Source organism: uncultured Pontibacter sp. (assembly GCF_947502515.1).
GTDB lineage: Bacteria > Bacteroidota > Bacteroidia > Cytophagales > Hymenobacteraceae > Pontibacter.
Map to the genome: position 1 here is coordinate 363,962 of NZ_CANNAI010000001.1, position 23,884 is coordinate 387,845.

The 23,884-nt window shown below is 48.6% G+C and carries 18 protein-coding genes; 11 read left to right on the plus strand and 7 right to left on the minus strand.

Translation table 11 applies throughout. The features are described 5' to 3' along the window. Window position 1 precedes the first annotated feature (1 nt). Complete coding sequence (locus Q1A54_RS01740; protein WP_299984631.1) at window positions 2-1,741, minus strand: ATP-binding cassette domain-containing protein; 1,740 nt, start codon at window positions 1,739-1,741, stop codon at window positions 2-4. 9 nt (window positions 1,742-1,750) lie between these two features. Continuing rightward, the gene (locus Q1A54_RS01745; protein ID WP_196120101.1) at window positions 1,751-2,437 is read right to left on the minus strand and encodes a TetR/AcrR family transcriptional regulator; all 687 of its coding nucleotides are present in this window, start codon (window positions 2,435-2,437) and stop codon (window positions 1,751-1,753) included. 435 nt (window positions 2,438-2,872) lie between these two features. On the opposite strand from Q1A54_RS01745, the gene Q1A54_RS01750 reads away from it, so the two are divergent. Continuing rightward, the gene (locus Q1A54_RS01750; RefSeq protein ID WP_299984633.1) at window positions 2,873-4,138 is read left to right on the plus strand and encodes a DEAD/DEAH box helicase; all 1,266 of its coding nucleotides are present in this window, start codon (window positions 2,873-2,875) and stop codon (window positions 4,136-4,138) included. Between the two features lie 177 nt (window positions 4,139-4,315). Then, entirely contained in the window at window positions 4,316-4,537 is a 222-nt protein-coding gene (locus Q1A54_RS01755) for a hypothetical protein (protein WP_299984635.1), read from the plus strand. 91 nt (window positions 4,538-4,628) lie between these two features. Here the strand turns inward: Q1A54_RS01755 and Q1A54_RS01760 are convergent, their stop codons facing one another. From Q1A54_RS01760 to Q1A54_RS01770, 3 genes are all read right to left on the minus strand, one after another. Then, on the minus strand, window positions 4,629-5,162 hold the full coding sequence (locus Q1A54_RS01760; protein WP_299984637.1) for a dihydrofolate reductase family protein: 534 nt from the start codon (window positions 5,160-5,162) through the stop codon (window positions 4,629-4,631). 53 nt (window positions 5,163-5,215) lie between these two features. Next, window positions 5,216-5,431 (minus strand): DUF2892 domain-containing protein, encoded by a 216-nt coding sequence (locus Q1A54_RS01765; RefSeq protein WP_196120093.1) that lies wholly within the window; start codon window positions 5,429-5,431, stop codon window positions 5,216-5,218. 84 nt (window positions 5,432-5,515) lie between these two features. Further along, a complete protein-coding gene (locus Q1A54_RS01770; RefSeq protein ID WP_299985460.1) occupies window positions 5,516-5,728 on the minus strand; it encodes a hypothetical protein in 213 nt (70 codons plus the stop codon). Between Q1A54_RS01770 and Q1A54_RS01775 the strand changes: the two genes are divergently transcribed. From Q1A54_RS01775 to Q1A54_RS01810, 8 genes are all read left to right on the plus strand, one after another. After that, window positions 5,642-5,875: a DUF2752 domain-containing protein gene (locus tag Q1A54_RS01775; RefSeq protein WP_299985443.1), complete on the plus strand. Its 234-nt coding sequence runs from the start codon at window positions 5,642-5,644 to the stop codon at window positions 5,873-5,875. The genes Q1A54_RS01770 and Q1A54_RS01775 overlap by 87 nt on opposite strands. A gap of 144 nt (window positions 5,876-6,019) precedes the next feature. After that, the gene (locus Q1A54_RS20325; RefSeq protein WP_366915779.1) at window positions 6,020-6,265 is read left to right on the plus strand and encodes a TM2 domain-containing protein; all 246 of its coding nucleotides are present in this window, start codon (window positions 6,020-6,022) and stop codon (window positions 6,263-6,265) included. A 330-nt stretch (window positions 6,266-6,595) separates the two neighbouring features. Beyond that, the gene (locus Q1A54_RS01785; protein ID WP_299984640.1) at window positions 6,596-9,763 is read left to right on the plus strand and encodes a TonB-dependent receptor; all 3,168 of its coding nucleotides are present in this window, start codon (window positions 6,596-6,598) and stop codon (window positions 9,761-9,763) included. A 17-nt stretch (window positions 9,764-9,780) separates the two neighbouring features. Then, on the plus strand, window positions 9,781-11,253 hold the full coding sequence (locus tag Q1A54_RS01790; protein ID WP_299984642.1) for a RagB/SusD family nutrient uptake outer membrane protein: 1,473 nt from the start codon (window positions 9,781-9,783) through the stop codon (window positions 11,251-11,253). A 146-nt stretch (window positions 11,254-11,399) separates the two neighbouring features. Continuing rightward, a complete protein-coding gene (locus Q1A54_RS01795) occupies window positions 11,400-13,070 on the plus strand; it encodes an amidase (RefSeq protein ID WP_299984644.1) in 1,671 nt (556 codons plus the stop codon). A 107-nt stretch (window positions 13,071-13,177) separates the two neighbouring features. Continuing rightward, window positions 13,178-15,580 carry a prolyl oligopeptidase family serine peptidase gene (locus tag Q1A54_RS01800; protein WP_299984646.1) on the plus strand — a complete coding sequence of 801 codons (2,403 nt, stop codon included), beginning with the start codon at window positions 13,178-13,180 and terminating at the stop codon, window positions 15,578-15,580. Between the two features lie 581 nt (window positions 15,581-16,161). After that, on the plus strand, window positions 16,162-19,305 hold the full coding sequence (locus tag Q1A54_RS01805; RefSeq protein ID WP_299984648.1) for a TonB-dependent receptor: 3,144 nt from the start codon (window positions 16,162-16,164) through the stop codon (window positions 19,303-19,305). A gap of 22 nt (window positions 19,306-19,327) precedes the next feature. Beyond that, the gene (locus Q1A54_RS01810) at window positions 19,328-20,827 is read left to right on the plus strand and encodes a RagB/SusD family nutrient uptake outer membrane protein (protein ID WP_299984650.1); all 1,500 of its coding nucleotides are present in this window, start codon (window positions 19,328-19,330) and stop codon (window positions 20,825-20,827) included. A gap of 221 nt (window positions 20,828-21,048) precedes the next feature. Here Q1A54_RS01810 and Q1A54_RS01815 read toward each other — a convergent pair whose 3' ends face one another. Beyond that, window positions 21,049-21,867 (minus strand): phosphatase PAP2 family protein, encoded by an 819-nt coding sequence (locus Q1A54_RS01815; RefSeq protein ID WP_196120063.1) that lies wholly within the window; start codon window positions 21,865-21,867, stop codon window positions 21,049-21,051. A gap of 310 nt (window positions 21,868-22,177) precedes the next feature. On the opposite strand from Q1A54_RS01815, the gene metK reads away from it, so the two are divergent. Further along, window positions 22,178-23,482, plus strand: coding sequence for a methionine adenosyltransferase (gene metK, locus Q1A54_RS01820; RefSeq protein WP_299984653.1), 1,305 nt, complete (start codon window positions 22,178-22,180; stop codon window positions 23,480-23,482). 93 nt (window positions 23,483-23,575) lie between these two features. On the opposite strand, the gene raiA is transcribed toward metK, so the two are convergent. Continuing rightward, window positions 23,576-23,878 carry a ribosome-associated translation inhibitor RaiA gene (gene raiA / locus Q1A54_RS01825; RefSeq protein WP_007653503.1) on the minus strand — a complete coding sequence of 101 codons (303 nt, stop codon included), beginning with the start codon at window positions 23,876-23,878 and terminating at the stop codon, window positions 23,576-23,578. Window positions 23,879-23,884 lie beyond the last annotated feature (6 nt).

The following is a 23,884-nucleotide window of genomic DNA, read 5'->3' on the forward strand; positions in this document are numbered from 1 at the left end:
GTTATACAGTCAGGTTGGCCAGTTGCTGATAGGGTGTGCTGTGGCGGATCTCTTCGTAATTGCCGTTTGCCACGAGTTGTCCACCTTTCAGGAGCAGCGTGCGGTCGCAGATGGCCATCACTTCCGGATCATTGGAGATGATAAGAAGCGTCCAGCTGAACTCTTGCGACGAGAGCATCTGGATCAGGCGTAGCTTCTCGTGCTTTTCCATACCTCCCCAGAAATCATCCAGGAGCAGCATTTTAGGGCGCAGCACCAGGCAGCGGGCCATAATGATCTTGCGCGATACGCTGGCCGGCAGGCGAATGCTGCCACCGGTCAGCTCCGTTTGCAGGCCGTCTGGCAGTTCATGTACAAATTCGGTGAGACCTACATTGTCAGTCGCCCAGATCACATCCTCGATCGGCACGTTCGGTATACCGAGCGTGATGTTCTCCAGGATGGTGCCGTCAAACACCTGCTCCTTGGAGGTGTTGTCACCAATCAGGCGGCGCATGCTATTCTTGTCGAGGTCGCGCATCGAGAGATTGTTGTAGGCGATGCTGCCTTCATAGTTCTCGTACAGACCAAGCAGCAACTGGCTAAGCGTCGACTTGCCCGACCGGTTAAAGCCCGCGATGCATACCCGCTCTGAGGCCAGCACATCGAATGAAACGCCGTTAATAGCATATTCTTCCACGTTCGGGTACTGGTAGCGCAGGTTCTTTACCTGTATCGACAAGCCTTGTCCTCTGTCAGGCATGGACACACCACGCTCTTCTTCCAGGGGCATGTCGGTCACCTGCCCCAGCTTGTCAAGGCTGGTAAGCATGTCATAGATCGTATCGAGTTTGATGATGATCTTCTCCACCGCCGTCATGATAAGGATGATGACGATCTCGGAAGCCACAAACTGCCCGATGTTGATTTCCCGCTGAATCACCAGTATGGCACCCAGCACCAACAGACCTCCCGTAATCACGGTTTTGAAGCCTACAAAGCTGAAATACTGCGTCATCAGCACCCGGAAGTGTTGTTTGCGCGCTTTTAGATAGCTGGTGACAAAACCATTGGTTTTCTCGGTGGGCAGATCAGACTGACCGGCTAACTTAAAAGTGTTCATCGAACGGGCCATTTCCTGTAGCCAGGCGACCAGCTTGTACTTGTACTTCGACTCTGTGATGCTGGTGTCGATGCCACGGGGACTCGTGAAATAAAGTATGCCGATTAGCACGATGACCAGGATCATGCCGAACACAATGAAGTAGGGGTGGTAGAACGATAGCAGGATTAGGCCAAAGACGATCTGTATGGCAGACGTGGTAAAGTCAGTCAGCAGCTTGGCCATCGATTTCTGCAACGAAATGGTGTCGAAGAAGCGGTTCATCAGTTCTGGCGGATAGTAGCGGTGCAGCGCCTCCGACTGCAACCGCGGTACCCTGAAGGCAAAGTCAAAAGCCGTGCGAGCAAAAATGCGCTGCTGTATGTACTCCACCAGCCACAGCTGCATGATTTGCATACCGCCTACAATAAGTAAGCCCAGCACGATCAGGGTGATCAGTACCACCACCGACACCGTGATCTGGCCGCTCGATATGAAAGCGATGATGCTCTGAATACCCAATGGCAGCGAAAGGCTGATAAGACCCGCTACGATCGCGTAGATGTACAGGTACACGATCTCACGCTTCTCAGCGGCAAGGAGCTGCCAGAAACGCTGCATCGGCGTGTAAATAGGTTTATGTTTATATGCTTTACTCATGTGTCTGCTTTATCTTTTTTGGTCAACTGCCGCAAATACCAGATGTTTTAAAAAAGTAGCCGTTTCTTCGGGAGAGCGCTTTGTGCCCTTGATCTCGGTGAGCGAAGGCAGGTGCTCGGCAAAGAACACCTGCTGGTGGGCTGCCTCCATGATCGTGCTGATGAGGGCATGCGGGTAAGGATAATCGGGATTTATGGCGAGCACCATTTCAGCTATGTGATGGCACAGGCGCTTGTACTCCAGGAAATAACCGTCCTTGTTGTCATCGTCTACTTCCTTGGTTAGGTATACCTTGGAGGCCTCAACTATCACGATCCTGTGCAGGGCGCTTTCGTTGATGTGCAGCGTAGCAGGGTTGTCAATGCCAGAGGATGTGATCACGTCTATAGCCCGGCTCAGGCGCTCCCGCGGATCAGCTATGTTGTTGGTGTGGAACAGTACAAAATGGTCAAGCCAGGCCCAGTGCCACGACACCAGGTATACCAGCAGCTTGTGCTTGTTCTCAAAATAGCGGTAAATGGAAGCTTCTGTAGAGCCAATTACATTTGCCAGCTTCCGGAACGTGAACTGCTCAAAGCCCAGATCGTCGATCAGGCGAATGCTCTCGTTGATGATGCGGCGGCCCAGTTCGGTGTTCTCCGGGTCACGCATGTAAGCCTTGTGGTTCAGGTTTATTTTAATGCTGGTCGTGTTCATGTGCTGATGACTGTTTAAGACTACGCCTGTGTCAAGTGTCCGTTCCCTTTTTTTGATGCTGCTGTTCCTGTTGCAGCTGCTCATTATTCGAGATTGGTTTCCGCAAAGTTATAACAACTTTCTTTGATAATAGTAATGCTATCATAAAAGTTTATTTTGCTTTTTTATTTTTAATCTTTTTACTTTATTCCGGCCAGGCGTTGTGCTTATACCTTCTAGCGAGTTTATACCTTGAGGCGAGCCGGTAATTCAGAATTTGAGATAAGCTGCTACAGGGGAGTAGCCTTTGAAGCGATGCTACGCTGCATTGGCCTGTACAACAAATGGCGAAGCGAGCCGAGTCTATACCTTAGGCGAATCAGAAAAAGAAGCTGTACCTTTGCAATTCGCTGCGACCTTACGTAAAGACCAGTAGCCAATCAGCAAAGCATTACCATGAAGTTCGAAGACTACCGCATATCCGATGAGATCAAAAAAAGCCTGGGTAAGCTGGGTTTCCGGAAGCCAACCGATATACAGTTCAAAGCGATCCCTCCGATCATGAAAGGCGAGGATGTGCTGGCGATTGCCCAGACAGGTACCGGCAAGACGGCCGCCTTCGCTATACCTGTGCTGGATAAGCTGCAGTACCAGATCAACCGCCGTCGCTCCGATGGCATCAAGTGTGTGGTGATGGTGCCTACCCGCGAGCTCGCTTTGCAGATCACCGAGGTGTTTGAAGAGCTCGGTCGCCATACCCGCGTCAAGACCTTCTGTGTGTTTGGTGGCGTGGAGCAGGGGCCGCAGATCGCCAAGCTGGAGGCGGGTATAGACATCCTGGTGGCTACACCGGGGCGTCTGTTCGACCTTGTGAGCCAGGGCTACATCCGGCTGGAGCGCGTGGAGACACTCGTACTGGACGAAGCGGATCACATGCTCGACCTTGGTTTCATCCACGACATCCGGCAGCTGATCACCAAACTGCCACGCAAGCGGCAGACCCTGTTCTTCTCGGCCACTATCAACGAGAAGATCAAGGAGCTTGCCTATTCGCTCGTCAATAAGCCGGTGCGCATTCAGATATCCCCGAAAGATCCGGTTTCGAAGAACGTGGACCACTCCGTGATGTACGTGGAGATGGACGAGAAGCGGTTCTTCCTGGAGCGGGTTGTGAAAGAGAACCCTGATAAGAAGATACTCGCCTTTGTACGCACGCAGGTGCGGGCTGAGCGCGTAGTGGCTGCCATGGAGCGTGTAGACATCGCTGCGATGAGCATCCATGGGGGCAAAGAGCAGAGAGATCGCCTGGAAGCCCTGAAGAAGTTCAAGAAAGGAGAGGTGAAGCTCCTGATCGCCACGGATGTGAGCGCACGCGGCATCGACATCCCGAGTGTAGACTATGTGGTGAACTATGACCTGCCGGAGCAGCCCGAAAACTACGTGCACCGTGTGGGACGTACAGGCCGTGGTATGGCCAAAGGTATAGCTGTGTCCTTTTGCAGTGCCGAAGAAAAGCCAATGCTTGATGAAATACAGACCTACCTGACCAAAGACATCAAAGTACTGCAGCTCGACCCTGAAGACCGTGAAGCAACCATCGACTTCAGCGCCGAGGCCAAGTTTGACTGGAAAGCCCTGATGAAAGAGGCAGAGGAAACAGAGTCAAAAGTAAAAGCTGCCAAATCGAAGAAAGCGAAAAGCAAGGCTAAAAAGAAGAAATAGTCTAACTGTGTACCCTACTTGCGAAGCCTGCCTGACATATTTGTCGGGCAGGCTTCTTTTATGCCCGTTATTTAGGTATAAATCCAGTCTATTATTGCATGATTTACGTATAACATAGTATAAACTATTTATAAATACATAGCGGAGCAGCCGTTATTTAATAGAAAGGAGTGTGAGATGAGACGCCGTAGAAGAAGCTACCTTTCAGGATTATTTTTTAATACTGGAAATTATGATGTGCCAACTGTTGATGAGAGCTTCGGCTTTTCCAGACAGTTTACGGACACTGTTAGCCAAGGGCTGATGGATGATGAAAGAGTGGAGCGTGAGCACCAGAAAGAGGATGCCGAAAAACAACTGGAACAGAGAAAAACCGATCAGGAAAATCCTGAAATGTAATCGCAGCCAATCAGAGCCCTAACGTACTAGCACCTGAACCCAGAAAGCCCTCAGCTGCATTATGCAGCTGAGGGCTTTCTGGGTTAGATAATCAGCAACTATACCTCACCTGCAGGAAGCCATTGCGGTAAAGTTTGTTCTCAGTCGGGATCAGCTTTAGCTTATGCTCTTCTGTATCAGCAGAAAACAGCGGAATTCCTTTCCCCAGCACAATCGGGATGTATGTCAGGATAATTTCATCCAGTAAGCCAGCATTGAGCAAGGTAGCATTCAACTGCCCGCCGCCAATGAGCCAGATGTCTTTACCGGGCTGCTCCTTTAGCTTTTCTATAAAGTCTACCACATCGTCTTTCACAAAGGAAACATGCTCCGTGTCTTGTTGATTGGAGCGGCTGAAGACATAGTTTTTCAGGTCAGGGTAGGGAAAGGGCATGTCGAAGCCCATGACCTGCTGGTAAGTCTTACGACCCATTAAAGTGGTGTCGATCGTTTGCAGGAAGGCCGTGTAGCCGAAGTCTTCGTCAGGTATGTTGTACTTCTTATCGTGTAGCCAGTCGATGTTTCCGTCGGGCCGGGCAATGAACCCGTCGGTGCTGGCAGCGATGTACAGGATGATCTTTCTCATAGCGCTATAGGTACGTAAAACCCAAGCTTATGTATAGCCGCTTTTACATATGATTAAAGTACAGCGCTTTTCACACGGTGTTGCTCCCCGGTGCAGCCGTTGTAGCCGATTGCCTGGTTGACGGGGCAATAGCGCAGCATGCCCGTAACAATAGGTATAACCCCGATAGCTGACAATGCCTTTATATTATAGTATGCGCCCACTCCGATAATGGCAAGCCCTGCCAACACGCGTACTTTCTGTTCAGTCAATCCAACGTTGCATTCCATACTGTTCTTTATTTAGATTCTTCCTAGTCATACGACAGATATGTGGGCAGATGTTATCATTTGGATGTATTATAACTTGCACAATCACGATATTAAATATACCTTATGGTGGCAATGCACGAAATTAACAGAAATAGAGCCTTTTACGCAGCCTGGCGAGTCCTCCCGGAAGCGGGTGCCTGGATGCTTGGTCTGCTGCTGCTGGCTGGTATGGAGCCTGCAGGCAATCATCTGTTCAGCCTGTGTCCCATCAGTTGGGTGTGGCAGGGTGGCTGCCCGGGCTGTGGTCTGGGGCATAGTGTGACTTATTTATTAAGAGGCGACCTGGCGTCTTCCTGGGAGGCCCACCCGCTTGGCTTGCCTGCTCTGCTTATATTGTGCTGGCGTGTGTTGGAGCTGTTAGTGCAATCACGTAAGTTATACCTGTATCATTCTAAACTATAAACTATGGTTAATGTATTTAATTTAATGCCTGAACTTGAGCCCGATGAGATGGCTTATGTGCAGGGCCTGCTGAACGCTATGTCGGACTACTAGGCGCAGCAGTTCGTTTCTGTTTACAGATCCCGCCGGCGTGAACCGCTGCTTGTGCTCATTACTGCTGTTATCGGATTTTTTGGAGTGGCCGGTGTGCATCGTTTTGTACTCGGGCATGTAGGGATGGGGCTGCTATACCTGTTCACAGCCGGACTGTGTTTTATAGGTACTATAGTAGATGTGATCAACTACAAGCGGCTGGCATTTGAGTATAATATCAAGGAAGCGCAGCAGGCACACGCGATCGTGATGGCGCAATCAGGCAATTACGGAGACTCCGGCGGATACGGTGTTTAGCTTTTGTTACGGTCGTTACTATTGTTGTTATAACACCCTCCGTATGAAGCAAGCTTTTTCCTGAAAAAAAGAGACCACTTGGAAAGGTGGTCATGCATTGGTTATTCCCTCCTAAGACTACTGTTTTCTCAAATGATGTGGCCTTCAACGTGTTGTAAACGTCATTTTGTGGCTTTCAACGCTGTCTGAGGGCTTTTAAAGGGCATAAAAAAATATTACGAAGAATCTTTGTTAAGGTTTTGTTAAATGTTTTTAATGCCTATATTTGGAGATAAAACTATTCTATTATCTAATCTATTTTTCAACAACCTAACAAAACAAGTGTAGTTTATGAAGAAAGTATTACTACTTAACTTCTTGTTTTTGTTTGCGCTTTTGGGCCAAGTAGCGGCACAGAGTCGGACAATAACAGGTAAAGTTACAGGGGCAGGGGACGGAGCACCTCTTCCTGGGGTGTCTGTAGTTGTGAAGGGTACCACTACTGGTACAGCAACTAATGCAGACGGATCATTCAGCGTAAACGTACCAGATAATGCGAACACCCTGGTGTTTCGTTACATTGGATACGTGGCAAAAGAGGTGGCGATTGGCGCAAATACTTCTATCAATGTATCATTGGACATCGACAGCCAGCAGCTGTCAGAGGTTGTGATCCAGGTACCTTACGGTACTGTTGCGAAAACAGCCTTTACTGGTGCTGAGTCAACTATCACGACAAGAGCGATCGAGAGACAGCAGGTAACATCTGTTACACGCGTACTTGAAGGCCTTGTACCAGGTATCCAGACTACCAACGGTGGTGGTGCTCCTGGTTCTAACGCATCTGTGCGTATTCGTGGTATTGGTTCTATCAACTCTAGCAGCGAGCCACTTTATGTAGTAGACGGTGTTCCTTTTAGCGGTACGCTTCAGTCTATTTCAACTGACGACATCGCGTCTGTGACAGTATTGAAAGATGCTGCTGCAGCGGCCCTTTACGGTTCACGTGCTGCCAACGGTGTGATCATGATCACAACTAAAAGAGGTAAAACTGGCAAGCCTAGTATCGCCGTTAACCTAAGAAGAGGTGTTTCTGATCGTGCTATCAAAGAGTACGAGCGTGTAAACGAGCAGGAGTATTATGAATTGATGTGGGAAGCAATGCGTAACGCAAACCTTGGTGGAGCACCAAAGCCAGGCCAGGATCTTACAGCTGCTAACAAGTTTGCTTCTGACAACATTGCAGGTGGTAACGGTCTTGTTTACAACCCATTCAACGTGCCTGGCAACCAGGTGATCGATCCGGCTACTGGCCGTCTGAACCCGAATGCTCGTCTGCTTTACAGCGACTCATGGGCTGAGGAATTGTTCCAGCAGTCTAACCGTACTGACGTAAACATGAACGTGTCTGGCGGTGCTGAGAAGAGCGACTATTACCTGTCTGTTGGTTATATCAAAGAAGAAGGTGTAGCTAAATTCTCTGGTTATGACCGTGTGAATGCACGTGCCAGCATCAATACGCAAGTAACTGACTGGTTGAAGTCAGGTATCAACATTGCTGGTAACATGTCTGAAAACCAGGGTAACTATGCAACTGGTACAGCTACTTCAAACCCATTCTACTACTCTCGTTACATGGGTCCTATTTACCCAGTATGGCAGCGTGATGGTGAGGGTAACTTCGTAACAGATCCTATTCGTGGTGGTAATGCGCTTGATTGGGGTAATACTAACCAGATGGGTGCCAGACCATATGCGCCAAACTCTAACTTGCTTGGAACACTAGCCCTTGACGAAAGATCTACTAGAAGAAGCGAAGCAACTGTTAATACTTTTGCCGAGGTGAAATTCTTGGAAGACTTCACTTTCAAGACAACTTTCGGTGGTAACTACTACAATGGTTTCGGTACTTCTTTCCAAAACTCACAGTTTGGTGATGCGGCAAACGTAAGCGGACGCTCTGTTAAGTCTGATAGAAGAACTACTTCTTACACCTTCAATCAAGTGTTGACGTGGAACAAGCAGTTTGGAAACCACAACCTGCGTGCATTAGCTGGTCACGAAAACTACGATTATGAAACTAGAAACGTATCTTCAACCAAGACTGGCTTTGCCTTCCCTGGAACAAATGAGCTTGCTTCTGCAGCTACATTGACTGATGGTACTTCTGACTTCGAAAACCATAGAATTGAGTCATATTTCTCTCAGTTGAACTACAGCCTTTCAGATAAGTATTTGGCTTCTGCCAGCTTCAGAAGAGACGGTACTTCTCGCTTCTTTAGAGATGCACGTTGGGGTAACTTCTACTCAATCGGCGCAGGCTGGAGAATCTCAGAAGAAGACTTCCTTTCTACTGAGTGGATTGACGAGTTGAAACTTAGAGGTAGCTACGGTGAGCAAGGTAACGAAAGTACCTTGAACAGTGATGGTACTGCAAATTACTATGCATGGCAGGGTCTTTATTCATTGGGTTGGAACAACGTAAATGCTCCAGGTGCCCTAGTAACTTCTCTTCCAGCTCCTGAACTGATCTGGGAATCTAACGCTAACTTCAACATTGGTGCTGACTTTAGATTCTTCAACAAGGTGGAAGGTACAGTAGAGTACTTCCAGCGTATGTCAAACAACCTGTTGTTCGCAGTTCCTACACCTCTTTCAACTGGTGGACTGAACATGTGGCAGAACATTGGTACTATGACTAACAACGGTTGGGAATTGCAACTGGGCTATAACGCCATTACTACTAGCGACTTCGACTGGAGAATGGATGTGAACCTGACAAGCTACAAGAACAAGATCAAAACGATGCCAAATGGTGACCCAATCATCAATGGCACGAAGCGTCTTGCTGAGGGTAAAGACATCTATGCCTTCTGGTTGCGTGAGTACTACGGTGTAGATCCTAACAATGGTGACGCTCTGTATCGTACTGATCATACTTTGTATAAGCCAGACAACGCGGCTTACCAGATCATCGGTCAGGATACAGTGACGAACAATATCAACAACGGCACTTATGACTACCGTGGTTCTGCTATTCCTGATCTGATCGGTGGTTTCTCTAACTCTTTCCGCTACAAAGGCTTTGACCTTGCGGTATTGATGACATTCCAGGTAGGCGGTAAGTTTTACGACAGCAATTATTCTGGCCTGATGCACAGAGGTACTTATGGTACACACTTCAGCAAAGACATGTTGAACCGTTGGACTCCAGAGAACACGAACACAGATGTGCCTAGACTTCAGCAAGGACTTGCTAATCAGGACGGTGCTTCTACAAGATGGTTGTTCGACGCATCTTACCTGAACATCAAGAACATCAACTTAGGCTATACACTGCCTAGCACGTTGACTTCAAGAGTAGGTGTGAACAATATGCGTGCATTCGTATCAGTTGACAATGCCAAGATCTTCACGAAGAACGAAGGTATGGACCCACAGCGTAGCTTCAATGGTACATCAGACTTCACTTACCCAGTGATGCGTACTTTCACGCTAGGTCTAAATGCTAACTTTTAATTAGGAATATTATTAGTATGAAAAATATAGTTAAAAAACTAGCTCCGCTGGCACTGGCAGTTTTAGTGCTGACGGGTTGCGAAAAGGAGTACCTGGAGACAACTCCTCAATCTCAGGTGCCAAATGAAATGGTGTTTGGTACAACAGAGGGTGCTACAGTTGCACTGAATGGTATCTACCGTTCTATGTGGACCAGCATGGAAAACCATGGAAACTATGGTCAGAAGTCTTATGACTTGACCATGGATATGATGGGTAATGACGTGATTACACCTGTGCGTGGTTACGGTTGGTTCGTAGCAGAGTATAACCACTCAGCTTACGCAACAGCCACTGCAGCATCCCGTTCTGGTATTGCCTGGAGATACTACTACAGAACCGTTAACAATGCTAACCTGATCATCGCTAACGTTGATGAGGCTGTAGGAACGCAAGCCCGTAGGGATTATATCAAAGGTAACGCCTTGTTCTTGAGAGCTCACTCTTACTTCTACCTGATTAACCTGTTCCAGCATACCTACAAAGGCCACGAAAATGCGCCAGGTGTGCCGTTATACACAGAGCCGACTACTGAAGGTAAAGGTCGTGGTACAGTTCAAGAAGTATACAACCAGATCATTGCTGACCTAGATGCTGCTGAAGCATTACTTGAAGGTCAGCAGAAAGACCATGTTTCTCATATCAACCAAAAGACTGTTAAAGGTCTGCAGGCTCGTGTAGCTTTGCAAATGGAAAACTGGGAGAGAGCTCGTCAGAAAGCTAACGAAGCTCGTCAAGGTTACACCCTGATGAGTGCAACTGCTTACAAAGCTGGTTTCGGTACTGCTAACAGTGAGTGGATGTGGGGTCTTCAGATTCCAAATGACCAGTCAACGATCTACGCTTCATTCTTCTCGCACATGGCAAACACTGCAGGTGGTTATGCCGGTCTGGGTAGCACGAAGTTGATCACGAGAGAGCTTTATGAGAAAATGTCAGCTACTGACGTTCGTAAGGAAATTGTTCAGGCTCCTACTGCCGACAACAAAGGTACTTACTACAACTACACTTCTTTGAAGTTCCGTCTGCCTACTACTGGTTCATGGGCAGCTGACTATGTGTTGATGAGAGCTTCTGAAATGTACCTGATCGAAGCTGAAGCACTTGCCAGACTTGGTAGAGATGGTGAAGCCGTTACTGTACTGGAGGCACTTGTAAAAGCAAGAGACCCTCAGTATGCAGCACCAGCGACTTCTGGTACAGATCTGATCGAAGAGATCCTGATGCAAAGAAGAATCGAACTTTGGGGTGAAGGTTTCTCAATCCTGGATCTGAAGCGTCTGAACAGACCTGTTAAGAGAATCACTGGTACTGCTCCAAACGGTGAGCACGTTGCAGCTCTTATCCTGGTAACAGAGCGCTCTATCACGGATCCACAGATCCTGTTCAGAATCCCTCAGGACGAGATCAACAACAACAAAGCGTTGGCTGCTGGTGATCAGAATCCATAACAGATTCCTAACTAGTTAGAATCTAATAAGAGACCGCCCCTTGCATTGCAGGGGGCGGTTTTTTTGTGGCTATTACCAGGCAACCGCGACTATAAATAAATGATAATTGCTAACTTATAGGTCTGAATGACTCACAAACAGATTTTATGAAAAGATCATATACCTATACCTTGTTAGGGTCAACATGTTTCCTGTCAGGTGCCTTTATCTCAAAACTGGCTGATGACAAGATCACAGTGGATGTGCTTCGGAATGCACAGCAAATGATTGGGCTGAAGTTTACGGATGCGCAACTGGATTCAGCTACAGCAAACGTTGCTGAGTTCAGGAGCAGCTACCAGCGCATCAGAGAACAACCCTTGTCAAACGATGTAGCGCCTGCTTTACAGTTTAATCCTATACCTGTGGGGTTTGAGTTTGAGCAGAAGCGGGAGAAGTTTGAAGTAGAGCGCCGGAAAGGTATAAAACTGCCAGCAAATAGAGAGGACCTCGCTTTTTATTCGGTACCGCAACTGGCTGAATTGGTGCGTACACGGCAGATCAGCTCAGAGGAACTCACCAGACTCTACCTGGATCGGTTGAAGCAGCACGGGCCTACCTTGCAATGTGTGACCAGCCTGACAGAGGAGCTGGCACTGGAGCAAGCCCGACGCGCAGACCAGGAGATAAAGGCCGGAAAGTATAGAGGTATGCTCCATGGTATACCTTATGGTGTGAAAGACCTGCTGGCTACAAAGAGGTATAAGACCACATGGGGCTCTGTTCCTTACAAAGACCAGCAGATTGACCTGGATGCTACTGTTGTGGAGCGGCTCGAGCAGGCTGGTGCTGTGTTGGTAGCTAAACTGACATTAGGCGAACTGGCGATGGGTGATGTATGGTATGGAGGTAAAACACGGTCTCCCTGGGATTTAAACAAAGGTTCAAGCGGCTCCTCAGCCGGATCAGCTGCAGCAGTGGCCGCGGGTTTACTACCTTTTGCGATCGGAACAGAGACCCTTGGCTCCATCGTGTCACCTTCCACTGCCTGCGGTACCACAGGACTGCGCCCTACCTTTGGCCGCGTGAGCCGACATGGAGCCATGGCGCTGAGCTGGTCTATGGATAAGATTGGACCTATCGCCCGCTCCGCTGAAGACTGCGCCATTGTGTTCAATGCCATTCATGGCCCGGACGGAAAAGACCTGACCATTGTGGACGCTCCTTTCAATTACAATAAGAACATTGATGTGCGAAAGCTGCGGGTAGGTTATCTGCAGAAAGATTTCGAGCGGGACTATCCTTTCAAGGAGAATGATAAAGCCACACTGGAGGCACTCCGGAAAGCAGGTATAGAGCTCGTGCCAATTGAACTGCCAAACCTGCCAGCGCGTGACCTGACCATGACGATCTCGGTGGAAGGAGCAGCCGCTTTCGATGAACTGACGCGAAGCGGCCGTGACAGTATAATGGTGCAGCAGCACAAGAACGCCTGGCCAAATATCTTCAGGGCTGGACGCTTTGTTACCGCCGTGGAGTATCTGCAGGCCCAGCGAGTACGCTCACTCATCATACAGCAGATGCACGAGAAACTGAAAGGTATAGATGTGTACCTGAGTCCATCTTATGCAGGCAGTAACCTGGTGATGACAAACCTGAGCGGTCATCCGTGTGTGGTGCTGCCCAATGGTTTCCAGAAAAACGGGATGCCTACCACGATCACCTTTATGGGACAGCTGTATGGCGAAGCCAAGGTGCTGGCTCTGGCCAAGCTATACCAGGACCTGACAAACTTTGACGAGCAACGTCCGCCAATGGCGCTTAGCAGCAGTAAGTAAGGTATAGCTCCTCGCCGGTAAGAAGAGGATGCTCTGTTTGGCAAGTTTGAGTTTTAAAGCTTAATTTTATCTTTAACTACAACCTAATCTAAAACACGATATCTATTATGCTTCTTAAGAAGAAAGCCCTCCTCCTGATGTCCTGGCTTGTACTGGCTGGTGGTACCGCTGTGCAGGCGCAGGAAAACAGCAGCAAGCTGAGTGTGGAGAAGATCATGCGTGATCCAACCTGGATTGGCACCTCGCCCAGCAATGTGTTCTGGTCAGAAGATGGCAAGAAGATCTACTTCGACTGGAACCCTGATGCTAACCGCAAAGACTCACTTTACAGTGTGTCAGCAAACGGCGGCAACCTGCAGAAGGTAAGCCCGCAGGAACGCCGTGCCCTGCCCGCAACCTGGAATGCACGCTATAACAGAGCCAAAACACAGAAGGTATACGAGAAGAACGGTGATATCTATTTGCTCGATGTCAAAAGTGGCAAAACGCAGCAGATCACCAATACTGTAGAGCGTGAAAATAGCCCATCGTTCAGTCACGACGAGAAAAAGGTTGCATTTGTGAAAGACGGCAATTTATACCTGTGGACAATTGCCAATGGCCAGCTGGCGCAGCTGACCGACTTCAAAAAAGGCAGCAAGCCAGGAGAAGAGGGCAAGAATCCACAGCGTGAGTGGCTGAAAGAGCAGCAGCTAGCTTTGCTACAGATCGTGCGCGAGCGTGAAGCAGACAAGGAAGCCGCCAAAAAGCAGCAGAAAGCCGATAGCCCGGCCCGCCCGAAAGAAATTTACATCGGTGATAAGTCGGTTGATAACATCGTGCTGAGTCCGGACGAGCGCTACATCAGCTACCGCATAGCTACAAGACCTAAAAATGCCAAGGTCGCTATTGTGCCAGATTTCGTGACTTCATCAGGGTATACCGAGGATATCAACACCCGCACCAAAGTAGGAGATGCGCAGGCAACCTTTGAGTCGTTTGTGTATGACATCAGCCGCGACACGACTTATGCACTGCAGGTAGGCAGCATTGAAGGTATAAATGATCAGCCTGCTTATATCCGCGATCGCGATACAAAAGCAAGCACCGCGAAAGAGCCTGCTACCAAAACTGCCAAACCAGAAGCTCGTGCTGTGACTATGTTCGGCCCAATCTGGTCGGACAATGGGAAGCATGCCGTGATGGTAGCGCGCGCAGCCGACAACAAAGACCGTTGGATACTGAAAGTAGATCCTGCCACTGGCAAACTGAGCACACTCGACCGACAGCGCGACGAAGCCTGGATCAATGGTCCAGGTATAGGCTACGGCACCGGTGATATCGGTTTCATGCCGGACAATGAGCATGTGTGGTTCCAGTCAGAAGAAAGCGGTTACTCACATTTATACGCTGTGAACCTGAACAATGGCAGCAAGAAAGCACTCACAAGTGGTAAGTTTGAGGTGTCTGGTCCTCAGATCTCCAAAGACAAGAAGAGTTGGTATTTCATAGCAAACAAAGTACACCCAGGCGAGAAGCATTTCTACAGAATGCCAGTCAATGGCGGGGAGATGACCCAGCTGACCTCTGGAACAGGCGCACACGAGGTGACCCTGTCACCGGATGAGAAGACAATGGCTATACGCTACTCTTACAGCAACAAGCCATGGGAGCTGTATGTGCAGGATAACAAAAAAGGAGCGAAGCCACGCCAGGTGACCTCTTCGCTCACCGAGGAGTTCAAATCCTACAACTGGCGCGAGCCGGAAGTGATCAGCTTCAAAGCAAGCGATGGGGAAGACGTGTATGCCCGCTTGTACCGTCCGGAGAAAGCAGTGGCCAATGGACCAGCTGTGATCTTTGTACACGGTGCCGGTTACCTGCAGAATGCGCACAAGTGGTGGAGCTCTTACTTCAGAGAGTACATGTTCCACAACTTCCTGGCCGACAACGGCTATACCGTACTGGACATTGATTACCGCGGCAGCGCTGGCTACGGCCGTGACGTACGCACCGGCATCTATCAGTTTATGGGCGGCAAAGACCTGAGCGACCACGTGGATGGTGCCAAGCTGCTTGCAGACAAGTATAACGTAGACCCGAAGCGCATCGGTATTTATGGAGGTTCTTACGGCGGTTTTATCACACTGATGGCCATGTTCACGGAGCCGGATGTATTTGCAGCAGGTGCTGCCTTGCGTTCAGTGACAGACTGGGCTCACTACAACCACGGCTATACCTCTAACATCCTGAACGTACCACAGCTCGATAGCCTGGCTTATGCCAAGAGCTCGCCGATCTACTACGCGGAAGGTCTGAAGGGTGCGCTCCTGATCTGCCATGGCATGGTGGATACGAACGTACACTTCCAGGACGTGGTACGCCTGACCCAGCGCCTGATCGAGTTGGGTAAAGACAATTGGGAACTGGCTGTGTACCCGGTAGAAGACCACGGCTTTACGGAGCCAGCCAGCTGGACTGACGAATACAAGCGTATCTACAAACTCTTCGAAGAGAACCTAAAAAAGTAGACTAATCGTTTCAATTGATCTAAAGCGTGAAGTGCGAAAGTGCTTCACGCTTTTTTTATGGCGTCTGATCTGCTTTTCTACCTGCGCAACTACCGTGACTTTAAACAGAGTCTTTTCTCGGAGGAAGCAAATCACGTCCTCAAAGTATGTCAGGGTGGAGGGAAAAAATAGCCGGTTTCAATAACTGTTTCCTATGCTGCAGGCATTCCAAAAAGGCAGTAAAGAATTGCAGAGGTAAGAAATATCCAATTGGGTTTTGGGCTAATTGTAGGTATACGATAGGTTTTCGGCCGTTTTTCCAATTTAAAGATAAATGTAAAAGTGCAGGTGGTTCTTGCTTAAATGTAATAAAGTAAATTTGAGTTGGAAAATTTATATTTAAACAATACTTGTATAGGCTTTCTATATATTATTTAATATTAGGTGATTACATTATTTGTAGATGAGTTAATCTGGTAAAAAAGTTGTTTGGTGAAGATAGAAGCATGTTTTTTTGGATGTCAGTTTACATTAAGTGTTTGATGTTGTAACTTTAGGTATTTAATCAAACACAATTTTACCAATTTACCTAATCTTACTTTATGAGAAAAGTTCTATTTATGGGCTTGGTGATGTTGTTCGCCCTGGTGAGCCAGGCGTGGGCGCAAAGCCGAACCATCTCAGGTCGGGTAACCGATGCTGGGACAGGACAACCACTACCAGGTGTAGGTGTGGCAGTGAAAGGTACTACCGTAGGAACGTACACAGGAGTTGAAGGTGACTTCACCGTGAACGTGAATGGAGACGATGCTACCCTAATAGTTTCCTACTTGGGTTATGTTAAGCAGGAAATTAGCACGACTGGTCGCACCACAATCAATGTGCAGCTACAGGAAGACAGCAAAACACTGTCTGAAGTAATGGTAGTTGCCTACGGTACTGCGGATCAGAAATCATTTACGGGTTCCGCTTCCGCTATCAAGTCAGAATCGATTGAGAAACTGCAGGTGAACGACGTGACCAAAGCGCTGGGTGGTTTAACCCCAGGTGTACAGGTTGTGCAGAACAGCGGTCAGCCGGGATCTACCGGTCAGATCCGTATCCGCGGTATCGGTTCAGTTGCTTCTTCTTCTACTCCGCTTTACGTAGTGGATGGCGCACCTTACTCTGGTGATCTAAATGCCATTAACCCGAACGACATCGAGTCGATGACAGTACTGAAAGATGCAAGTGCTGCTGCTCTTTACGGTTCACGTGCCGCCAACGGTGTAGTGGTGATCACTACAAAAGGCGGTAACGCGCCTAAGAAGCCAACCATTACCTTCGGCGCTACTTATGGTATCTCTGACTTCGCTGTAAAAGATTATGAAACAGTTAATCCGCAACAGTTCTATGAACTGACCTGGGAAGCGCTGCGCAATGATGCAAATGCGAACAAAACTCTGTGGCAAGGCAAGTTTGCTTCTCCAGAGGAGTATGCAACCAAGTCAGTGGTAAGCCAGATCGCAGGCGGGTCAGCAAATGGCCAGCAGTACAACCCATACAACGATGCAGAGCCAGTAGGCCTTGACGGCAGACTAAAAGCTGGACTTACACCAGCCTGGGAAGACGACTGGAGAGATGCCCTTTACAGAAAGGCTACCCGTCAGGAGTACGATTTCGGTATCCAGGGTGGTAGCGACAAAACCAATTACTACTTCTCTGGTAACTACCTGAATCAGGAAGGTGCTTTCATCACATCCGGCTTTAAGCGTTATACTTCACGTCTGCGCGTAAGTTCACAGGTTACCGACAAGATCAAGTTTGGCGTAAATGCCCTGATCGCTAATACAGACCAGAATGCCCCTACTTCAAGCGGTACCTCTTTCAGAAACGTGGTGTCATGGGGTAGAAACATCGGATCTGTATACCCAATCTACAGAAGAAGAAGCGCTGATGGTACATTTATCAACAACCCATCTGAGTTCGACTTCAACGCAACCCGTCCTTACGGTGGCAACAGCAACCCGGTAGGTACAACAGAACTGGACATGCTGAAGCGCAATGTGCTTACCTGGAGCCTGAATACCTTCGGTGAAGTGACGCTTCCGCTTGACCTGAAATACAAAACTACTTTTGCGCTGACAGGCGACAACACCAAGGACTTCACGTTCTACAACCCGAACTTTGGTGACGGTGCCGGTGTAGGCGGTCGTGGTACGCAGTGGAGAAGCTCTTTCGTAGAGTACACCATCAACCACATCCTGAGCTACAGCAAAGCATTTGGTCAGCACCAGATCGACGCTTTGGGTGGTTTTGAGGCATTCAATTACAAGTACGACTACATGTATGGTCAGAAAACCAACTTCCTGGCACTGCCTGGCTATACTGAGTTGGACAATGCTTCGACTATCACTGATCTGAGCAGCCAGTCTGACAGACGTTCGCTAATGAGCTACCTAGGTCAGGTTAACTATAACTTTATGGACAAGTACTACCTGTCTGGCTCTTTCCGTCGTGACGGTTCTTCCCGTTTCCATGCAGACACCCGCTGGGGTAACTTCTTCTCTATCGGTGGTTCATACAGAATTACGCAGGAAGATTTCATGAGCGCACTGCCATGGGTAAACGATGCGAAACTGCGTGCCAGCTACGGTACTTCCGGTAACGAAGGTCTGTTAACTTCCGGTGGCGGTGTTGACTACTACGCTTACAGAGGCTTGTATACCTCAGGCTACAGCGACCTGGGTGCTCCTGGTATCATCCTGGACAAACTGGAGAACCGTATCCTTTCATGGGAAAAGCAGGCTGCCTTTAACGTAGGTATCGATGCAACAATCTTCGACAAACTGGATGTTTCCTTCGACTACTACAGCAGAACTTCTAAGGACCTGTTGTTCAACAAGCCGCTGGTTCCTTCAAGTGGCTTTACGTCAGTGTTTGACAACCTGGGAGCCATGCGTAACAGAGGTGTGGAACTGAATGTGGATGCCAGATTGATCGACAAAGGAGACTTCACATGGTCTGCTAACATCAACGCTGCACACAATAGAAACGAGCTGACAGAGCTGCCACAGGAAACTATCCTGATGGGTACAAAGCAGCTGAAAGTAGGCCGTTCTATCTACGACTTCTTTATCCAGGATTTCGCTGGTGTTGATCCAAACACTGGTCTGAGCATGTGGTACAAAGACGTAAAAGATGCTGAAGGAAATGTGGTTGATAAAGTGACTACATCTAACTACAACGAAGCAAGCCGCTACTATGTGGGCACAGCGCTGCCAGATCTGACAGGTGGTGTGACGAACAACTTCGCTTACAGAAACTTCGACCTGAGCGTGTTCTTCACTTACAGCGTTGGTGGTGAGATACTGAACACGGACTACAGCAACCTGATGCACGGTGGTGACAGACGCGGAACCAACTGGCACACAGACATCATGAACAGATGGACACCTGAGAACACGAACACAGATGTGCCAAGATTAGGAACTGCACAGGCGCTGAATACGAACGCTAACTCATCCAGATTCCTGGTGGATGCTTCGTACCTGCGTCTGCGTAACGTGACGCTGGGCTATACGCTGCCTCAGAACCTGCAGGATAAAGTTGGCCTGAAGAATGCCAGAATCTTTGTACAGGGTGACAACCTGTGGACGTTGTTCAAAACGCCAGGCCTGGATCCAGAGCAAAGCATCGATGGTATCACAAACAGCCGCTTCCCAACACAGAAAACTGTATCGGTAGGTGTGCGTGCAACTCTGTAAGAACTTATTTTAGTAGAGAAAAATGAAGATTAAGAATATAAAGTTTGTTGCAGCTATTCTTGGAGCCACACTGAGTTTAACTGCATGCGAGAAAGATTTCCTGGAGGCTGTGCCTTCTAACAGTGTGCCTGCTGAACAGGTAAACACTACCAAAGAAGGTATGGAGGCTGCGCTGACAGGTATCATCCGTTTGATGCGCCAGGCACCGGTAAACCAGGGAGCCGTAAGCCACGACAGCTACGGTGTGCCGTCGCTGATGCTGACCTTCGATGTGATGGGACAGGATGTAATGGCCAATACTAACTGGTATGTATACCAGTATGAGCTTGACAACAAGCTGGTTACTTACCGTGGTACCCGTATTCTCTGGGGCCACTCCTACAACCTGATCACGAACGCGAACAGCATCATTGCCAATGCTAAAAACCTGGGCGATGCCACTGAGCAGGAGAAAGCAAGATTTGAGGCTGAGGCAAAGGTGATCAGAGCATTTTCGTACTTCAACCTGGCGCGTGTGTATCAGCACACTTACCTGAAGGATAAAAATGCACCGGCTGTTCCACTAATGCTGGAGCCTACCACGCCATCAACTCAAGGTAAGGAAAGAGCAACGCTCGAGCAGGTATACAGCCAGATAGTGACTGACCTGACTGAGGCTGAGCAAGCGTTGACCAGCGCAAGACCAAGCAAGAGCCGCATCAACAAGAATGTGGCGCAGGGTATGCTGGCCAGGGTATACCTGGAGATGGGCCAGTGGGATAAAGCAGCTGAGTTTGCTCGTAAGGCACGCACTGGCTATCCGCTGATGACGCCTACGGAGTATCAGGCTGGTTTCAACAACTATGGCAACGCAGAGTGGATCTGGGGCTTACCGCAGTCTGCTGACCAGAACAACGCCTACGCATCATTCCATTCTTTCATTGATGGCCGTTACAAGGTGCTGGAAGACGGAAGCCGCGAGTACGTTCGCAGAGGTTATAACAACTTCCGTGCAAACGACAGATTCGTAGAGCTGTTTGATGAGAATGACGCACGTCGCGAATTCCAGGAAGATACAGAAGCCTTTACGCTTAACAGCAAAGGTGAGAAGATCTGGAGCTACGACCGCTTCACGATCACGAAGTTCAAAGACCTGGCTAACCTGGGTGGACACATTCCATTGATGCGTTCTGCAGAAATGCTTTTGATCGAAGCAGAGGCGCAGGCAAGACTGAACAATCCGGTGGAAGCGCAGTTGCTACTGCTTGAGCTGCGTCAGCAGCGTTATGAGGCAGGTACTGTTGTGCTGCCTACGCTGGCTATCGGTGATGCGCTCCTGGAAGAGATCTCTGTAGAGAGAAGAAAAGAGCTGTACGGCGAAGGCTTTGGCTTGTTTGATATCAAGCGTCTGCAGAAGCCACTGGTACGTGAGGGTAACCACACCGCTGTGCTAGGTGTAACTCCTGCCAACTCTGATCTGTTTATCCACCAGCTCCCGCAAGGCGAGATGGATGCAAACCCTAATGCTGAGCAGAACCCATAGTTCTTGCTCTTGATCAAAGGAAAGGCTGCCCCAAGTGGGGCAGCCTTTTTTATTTCAGGTGTTTTGCTTCGTGTTCAGTTGCGGCAACAGTTTACCTATACCTGCTCTTAGGCTATTGCCGATCCTCGGATCACTCAGTAACTGCTCCTCGGTTTGCATACGCAGGTAGCCTGCTGCAGTGGCATATTACCGGGTCTCGAAGAGAATCTTTATGCCACAGTTTAAAAGGTATAGCTCAGGTTGGCACCCTGCGAGGCAGTGCCGGTAAAGGTCGGAATAATGGTTGGGCTGAGCGAAAAACCGCTGGTATTAGACTTCTTGTGCAGTTGTGGTACCACCACTCCAACAGCGGCTCCCACAGCGTAGCCCAGCAAGTTGTCACTCAGAAAGTGCTTACCGGCTCGCAGGCGCAGGTAGCCTACTGCGGCAGGCACAGTGGCTGCGCCCAGCCACACGTAAGTACGGGCAGGAGAGTCTGGGTTGAAATCATGGAATACTTTGGCAAAGAAAAAGGATGCCGCCGCAGCCGCAGTGGTATGACCGGCATAAAATGAGTTGCGGGCATTCGCTCGCATTTTTTCACCCATCTCTACATCCGGGCTATACACCAGGGGGCGTGTACGGGGGGCAAAGGCACTTGTCATGGTAAAGATCGCACCTGTTACAGCCATAGTCTGCACGTAGAGTCCAAACACCTGACCGGCATTGCTGCGTACATCGTCATCAAAAGCCAGGAAAAAAGGAAGCGCGAATGAACCGTAAAAAGGGAAGTCACTTATTTTCTTTGCCTGCTCAGAATCATAGCCAACTGAAAAGCGATCGAAGCTGTTTACTTGGTTTCTGTTCAGGTTAGCGATTTGTTGCTCTGTCAGTCCTTCCTTGTCCTGCATGCGGGTGAGGCCGTAATAGCTGAGGCCCATACCAGCAGCCGTTATAGGGGCGTCTACTGTAAATTTAGTTTTATAAGGAGAGTTATTTTGAGCCAGGCTGACTTGTGCTGTCATGGCCAGGCACCATATCATTAGAATATACTTTTTCATCGTTGAGTCTTAAATGTGCAATTTTAATGATTGAAACGAGGCTATATATAAAAGGTTTTCTATAGCTATTTTTAAGTTGCTGTGCCTTGTGGCTATATTTTGCCTTCTTGCAGACACTGTAATGGATAAAATACTTTTTATATGTTAGATACAATTTCTTAAGAAGAATGTTTCGCAGCTCCGTTAGATTCCAAATGCAAGTATATCTTGTGTAAATGATCGTTTTTATTGTGGCGGAATTGGCGTAGCTTTGCAATCGCTGTCGTTGCCGGCAGTTGGTTTATACTTTGTACCTAAACCCACTATTGAAATGCCATATTTGTTCACCTCCGAGTCTGTATCAGAAGGACACCCGGATAAAGTAGCGGATCAGATTTCTGATGCCCTCCTAGATGAATTTTTGAAGCAGGACCCACAGTCTAAAGTGGCTTGCGAGACGCTGGTAACGACAGGCCTTGTTGTGCTGAGCGGCGAAGTAAAAACCGAAGCATACGTAGATGTGCAGAAGGTCGCCCGTAATGTTATTAAGCGAATCGGCTATACCAAATCAGAATATATGTTCGATGCCGACGCCTGTGGTGTTATTTCGGCTATACACGAACAGTCTCCAGATATCAACCAGGGAGTAGAGCGCACAAACCCAGAAGATCAGGGTGCTGGTGACCAGGGCATGATGTTCGGTTATGCCACAAGCGAAACGGACAACTACATGCCTTTGGCGCTGAGTATTTCACACCTACTGCTGGAGGAGTTGTCTGCCATCCGCAAAGAAGGCAAGGAGATGACTTATCTGCGCCCTGATGCCAAGTCGCAGGTGACTATCCGTTACAGTGACAACCACGTGCCTGAGAAGATCGATACGATCGTGATCTCAACGCAGCACGATGAATTTGTGCTTCCGGAAACAGACAGCAATGAAGCCAAGCTAGCTGCTGAAAAGCAGATGGTAGCTCAGATTAAGGCTGATGTAGACAGCGTTCTGATTCCGCGCGTACTGAAGCAATTGCCAGAACGCATTCAGAAGCTGTTCAACAACGAAATCACCTACCACATCAACCCAACCGGTAAGTTTGTGATCGGTGGCCCACACGGCGACACTGGCCTGACTGGCCGTAAGATCATCGTTGACACCTATGGTGGCAAAGGTGCACACGGTGGTGGTGCTTTCTCTGGCAAGGATTCCTCTAAGGTAGACCGCTCTGCTGCCTATGCGGCACGCCATATCGCCAAAAACCTGGTGGCTGCGGGTGTAGCGGATCAGGCCCTGGTACAGGTAGCTTACGCTATCGGCGTTGCCAAGCCGGTTGGTCTGTACGTAACTACTTATGGCTCTACAAAAGTAAAAGACGCCAGCGGTAAAGTGATGAGTGACGGTGAGATCGCTGAAAAGGTGAACAAGCTGTTCGATATGCGCCCTTATGCGATTATTCAACGCTTCGGTTTGCAGAACCCAATCTTCTCTGAGACGGCCGCCTATGGTCATATGGGTAGAACACCGGGTAAGAAAACGGTAGAGGTTTTAGTGAACGGCCAGAAGGAAGTAAAAGAGTTTGATACATTCACATGGGAAAAACTCGATTATGTAGATAAGATCAGGGAAGAGTTCGGTTTGTAACCAGCCTTATCCTGATAAAATAAAAGGCCTGCTGAGTAATCAGCAGGCCTTTTGCTTTATACCCGATTCAGGTATAGCAAGGGTCGTAATGGCTTAATGATGTGCCATTTGCTTCTCCTTGAATTTTTTCAGTTGTCTGCGCATTGCCTCAACAGCTGCGTCGGCGGCTGCTTCAAAAGATGAGGCATCTTCTTTTGAGAATAGGGTGGAGCCTGGTACGAATAGCTTGATCTCTACTGTTTTATTGTTTGTTCCGTCGTTGTTGTTATGTTTAAGAAACACCTCGCCTTCTACAATGCGGTCGTAGAATGTTTCCAGTTTGTCTACTTTCTGCTGGATGAAATCGGTCAGCTGTCTGTCAGCCTCGAAGTGGATTGAATGCATCTGTAGCTTCATAATCGT

What these genes read in the sequence shown, in the direction of transcription:
- Q1A54_RS01750 (WP_299984633.1), top strand. Translation starts at nt 2,873, where the DNA reads ATGAAGTTCGAAGACTACCGCATATCCGATGAGATCAAAAAAAGCCTG.
- metK (WP_299984653.1), top strand. Translation starts at nt 22,178, where the DNA reads ATGCCATATTTGTTCACCTCCGAGTCTGTATCAGAAGGACACCCGGAT.
- Q1A54_RS01745 (WP_196120101.1), bottom strand. Translation starts at nt 2,437, where the DNA reads ATGAACACGACCAGCATTAAAATAAACCTGAACCACAAGGCTTACATG.
- raiA (WP_007653503.1), bottom strand. Translation starts at nt 23,878, where the DNA reads ATGAAGCTACAGATGCATTCAATCCACTTCGAGGCTGACAGACAGCTG.
- Q1A54_RS01790 (WP_299984642.1), top strand. Translation starts at nt 9,781, where the DNA reads ATGAAAAATATAGTTAAAAAACTAGCTCCGCTGGCACTGGCAGTTTTA.
- Q1A54_RS01815 (WP_196120063.1), bottom strand. Translation starts at nt 21,867, where the DNA reads ATGAAAAAGTATATTCTAATGATATGGTGCCTGGCCATGACAGCACAA.
- Q1A54_RS01775 (WP_299985443.1), top strand. Translation starts at nt 5,642, where the DNA reads ATGGAGCCTGCAGGCAATCATCTGTTCAGCCTGTGTCCCATCAGTTGG.
- Q1A54_RS01760 (WP_299984637.1), bottom strand. Translation starts at nt 5,162, where the DNA reads ATGAGAAAGATCATCCTGTACATCGCTGCCAGCACCGACGGGTTCATT.
- Q1A54_RS01810 (WP_299984650.1), top strand. Translation starts at nt 19,328, where the DNA reads ATGAAGATTAAGAATATAAAGTTTGTTGCAGCTATTCTTGGAGCCACA.
- Q1A54_RS01740 (WP_299984631.1), bottom strand. Translation starts at nt 1,741, where the DNA reads ATGAGTAAAGCATATAAACATAAACCTATTTACACGCCGATGCAGCGT.
- Q1A54_RS01785 (WP_299984640.1), top strand. Translation starts at nt 6,596, where the DNA reads ATGAAGAAAGTATTACTACTTAACTTCTTGTTTTTGTTTGCGCTTTTG.
- Q1A54_RS01795 (WP_299984644.1), top strand. Translation starts at nt 11,400, where the DNA reads ATGAAAAGATCATATACCTATACCTTGTTAGGGTCAACATGTTTCCTG.
- Q1A54_RS01765 (WP_196120093.1), bottom strand. Translation starts at nt 5,431, where the DNA reads ATGGAATGCAACGTTGGATTGACTGAACAGAAAGTACGCGTGTTGGCA.
- Q1A54_RS01800 (WP_299984646.1), top strand. Translation starts at nt 13,178, where the DNA reads ATGCTTCTTAAGAAGAAAGCCCTCCTCCTGATGTCCTGGCTTGTACTG.
- Q1A54_RS01805 (WP_299984648.1), top strand. Translation starts at nt 16,162, where the DNA reads ATGAGAAAAGTTCTATTTATGGGCTTGGTGATGTTGTTCGCCCTGGTG.
- Q1A54_RS01770 (WP_299985460.1), bottom strand. Translation starts at nt 5,728, where the DNA reads ATGCCCCAGACCACAGCCCGGGCAGCCACCCTGCCACACCCAACTGAT.
- Q1A54_RS01755 (WP_299984635.1), top strand. Translation starts at nt 4,316, where the DNA reads ATGAGACGCCGTAGAAGAAGCTACCTTTCAGGATTATTTTTTAATACT.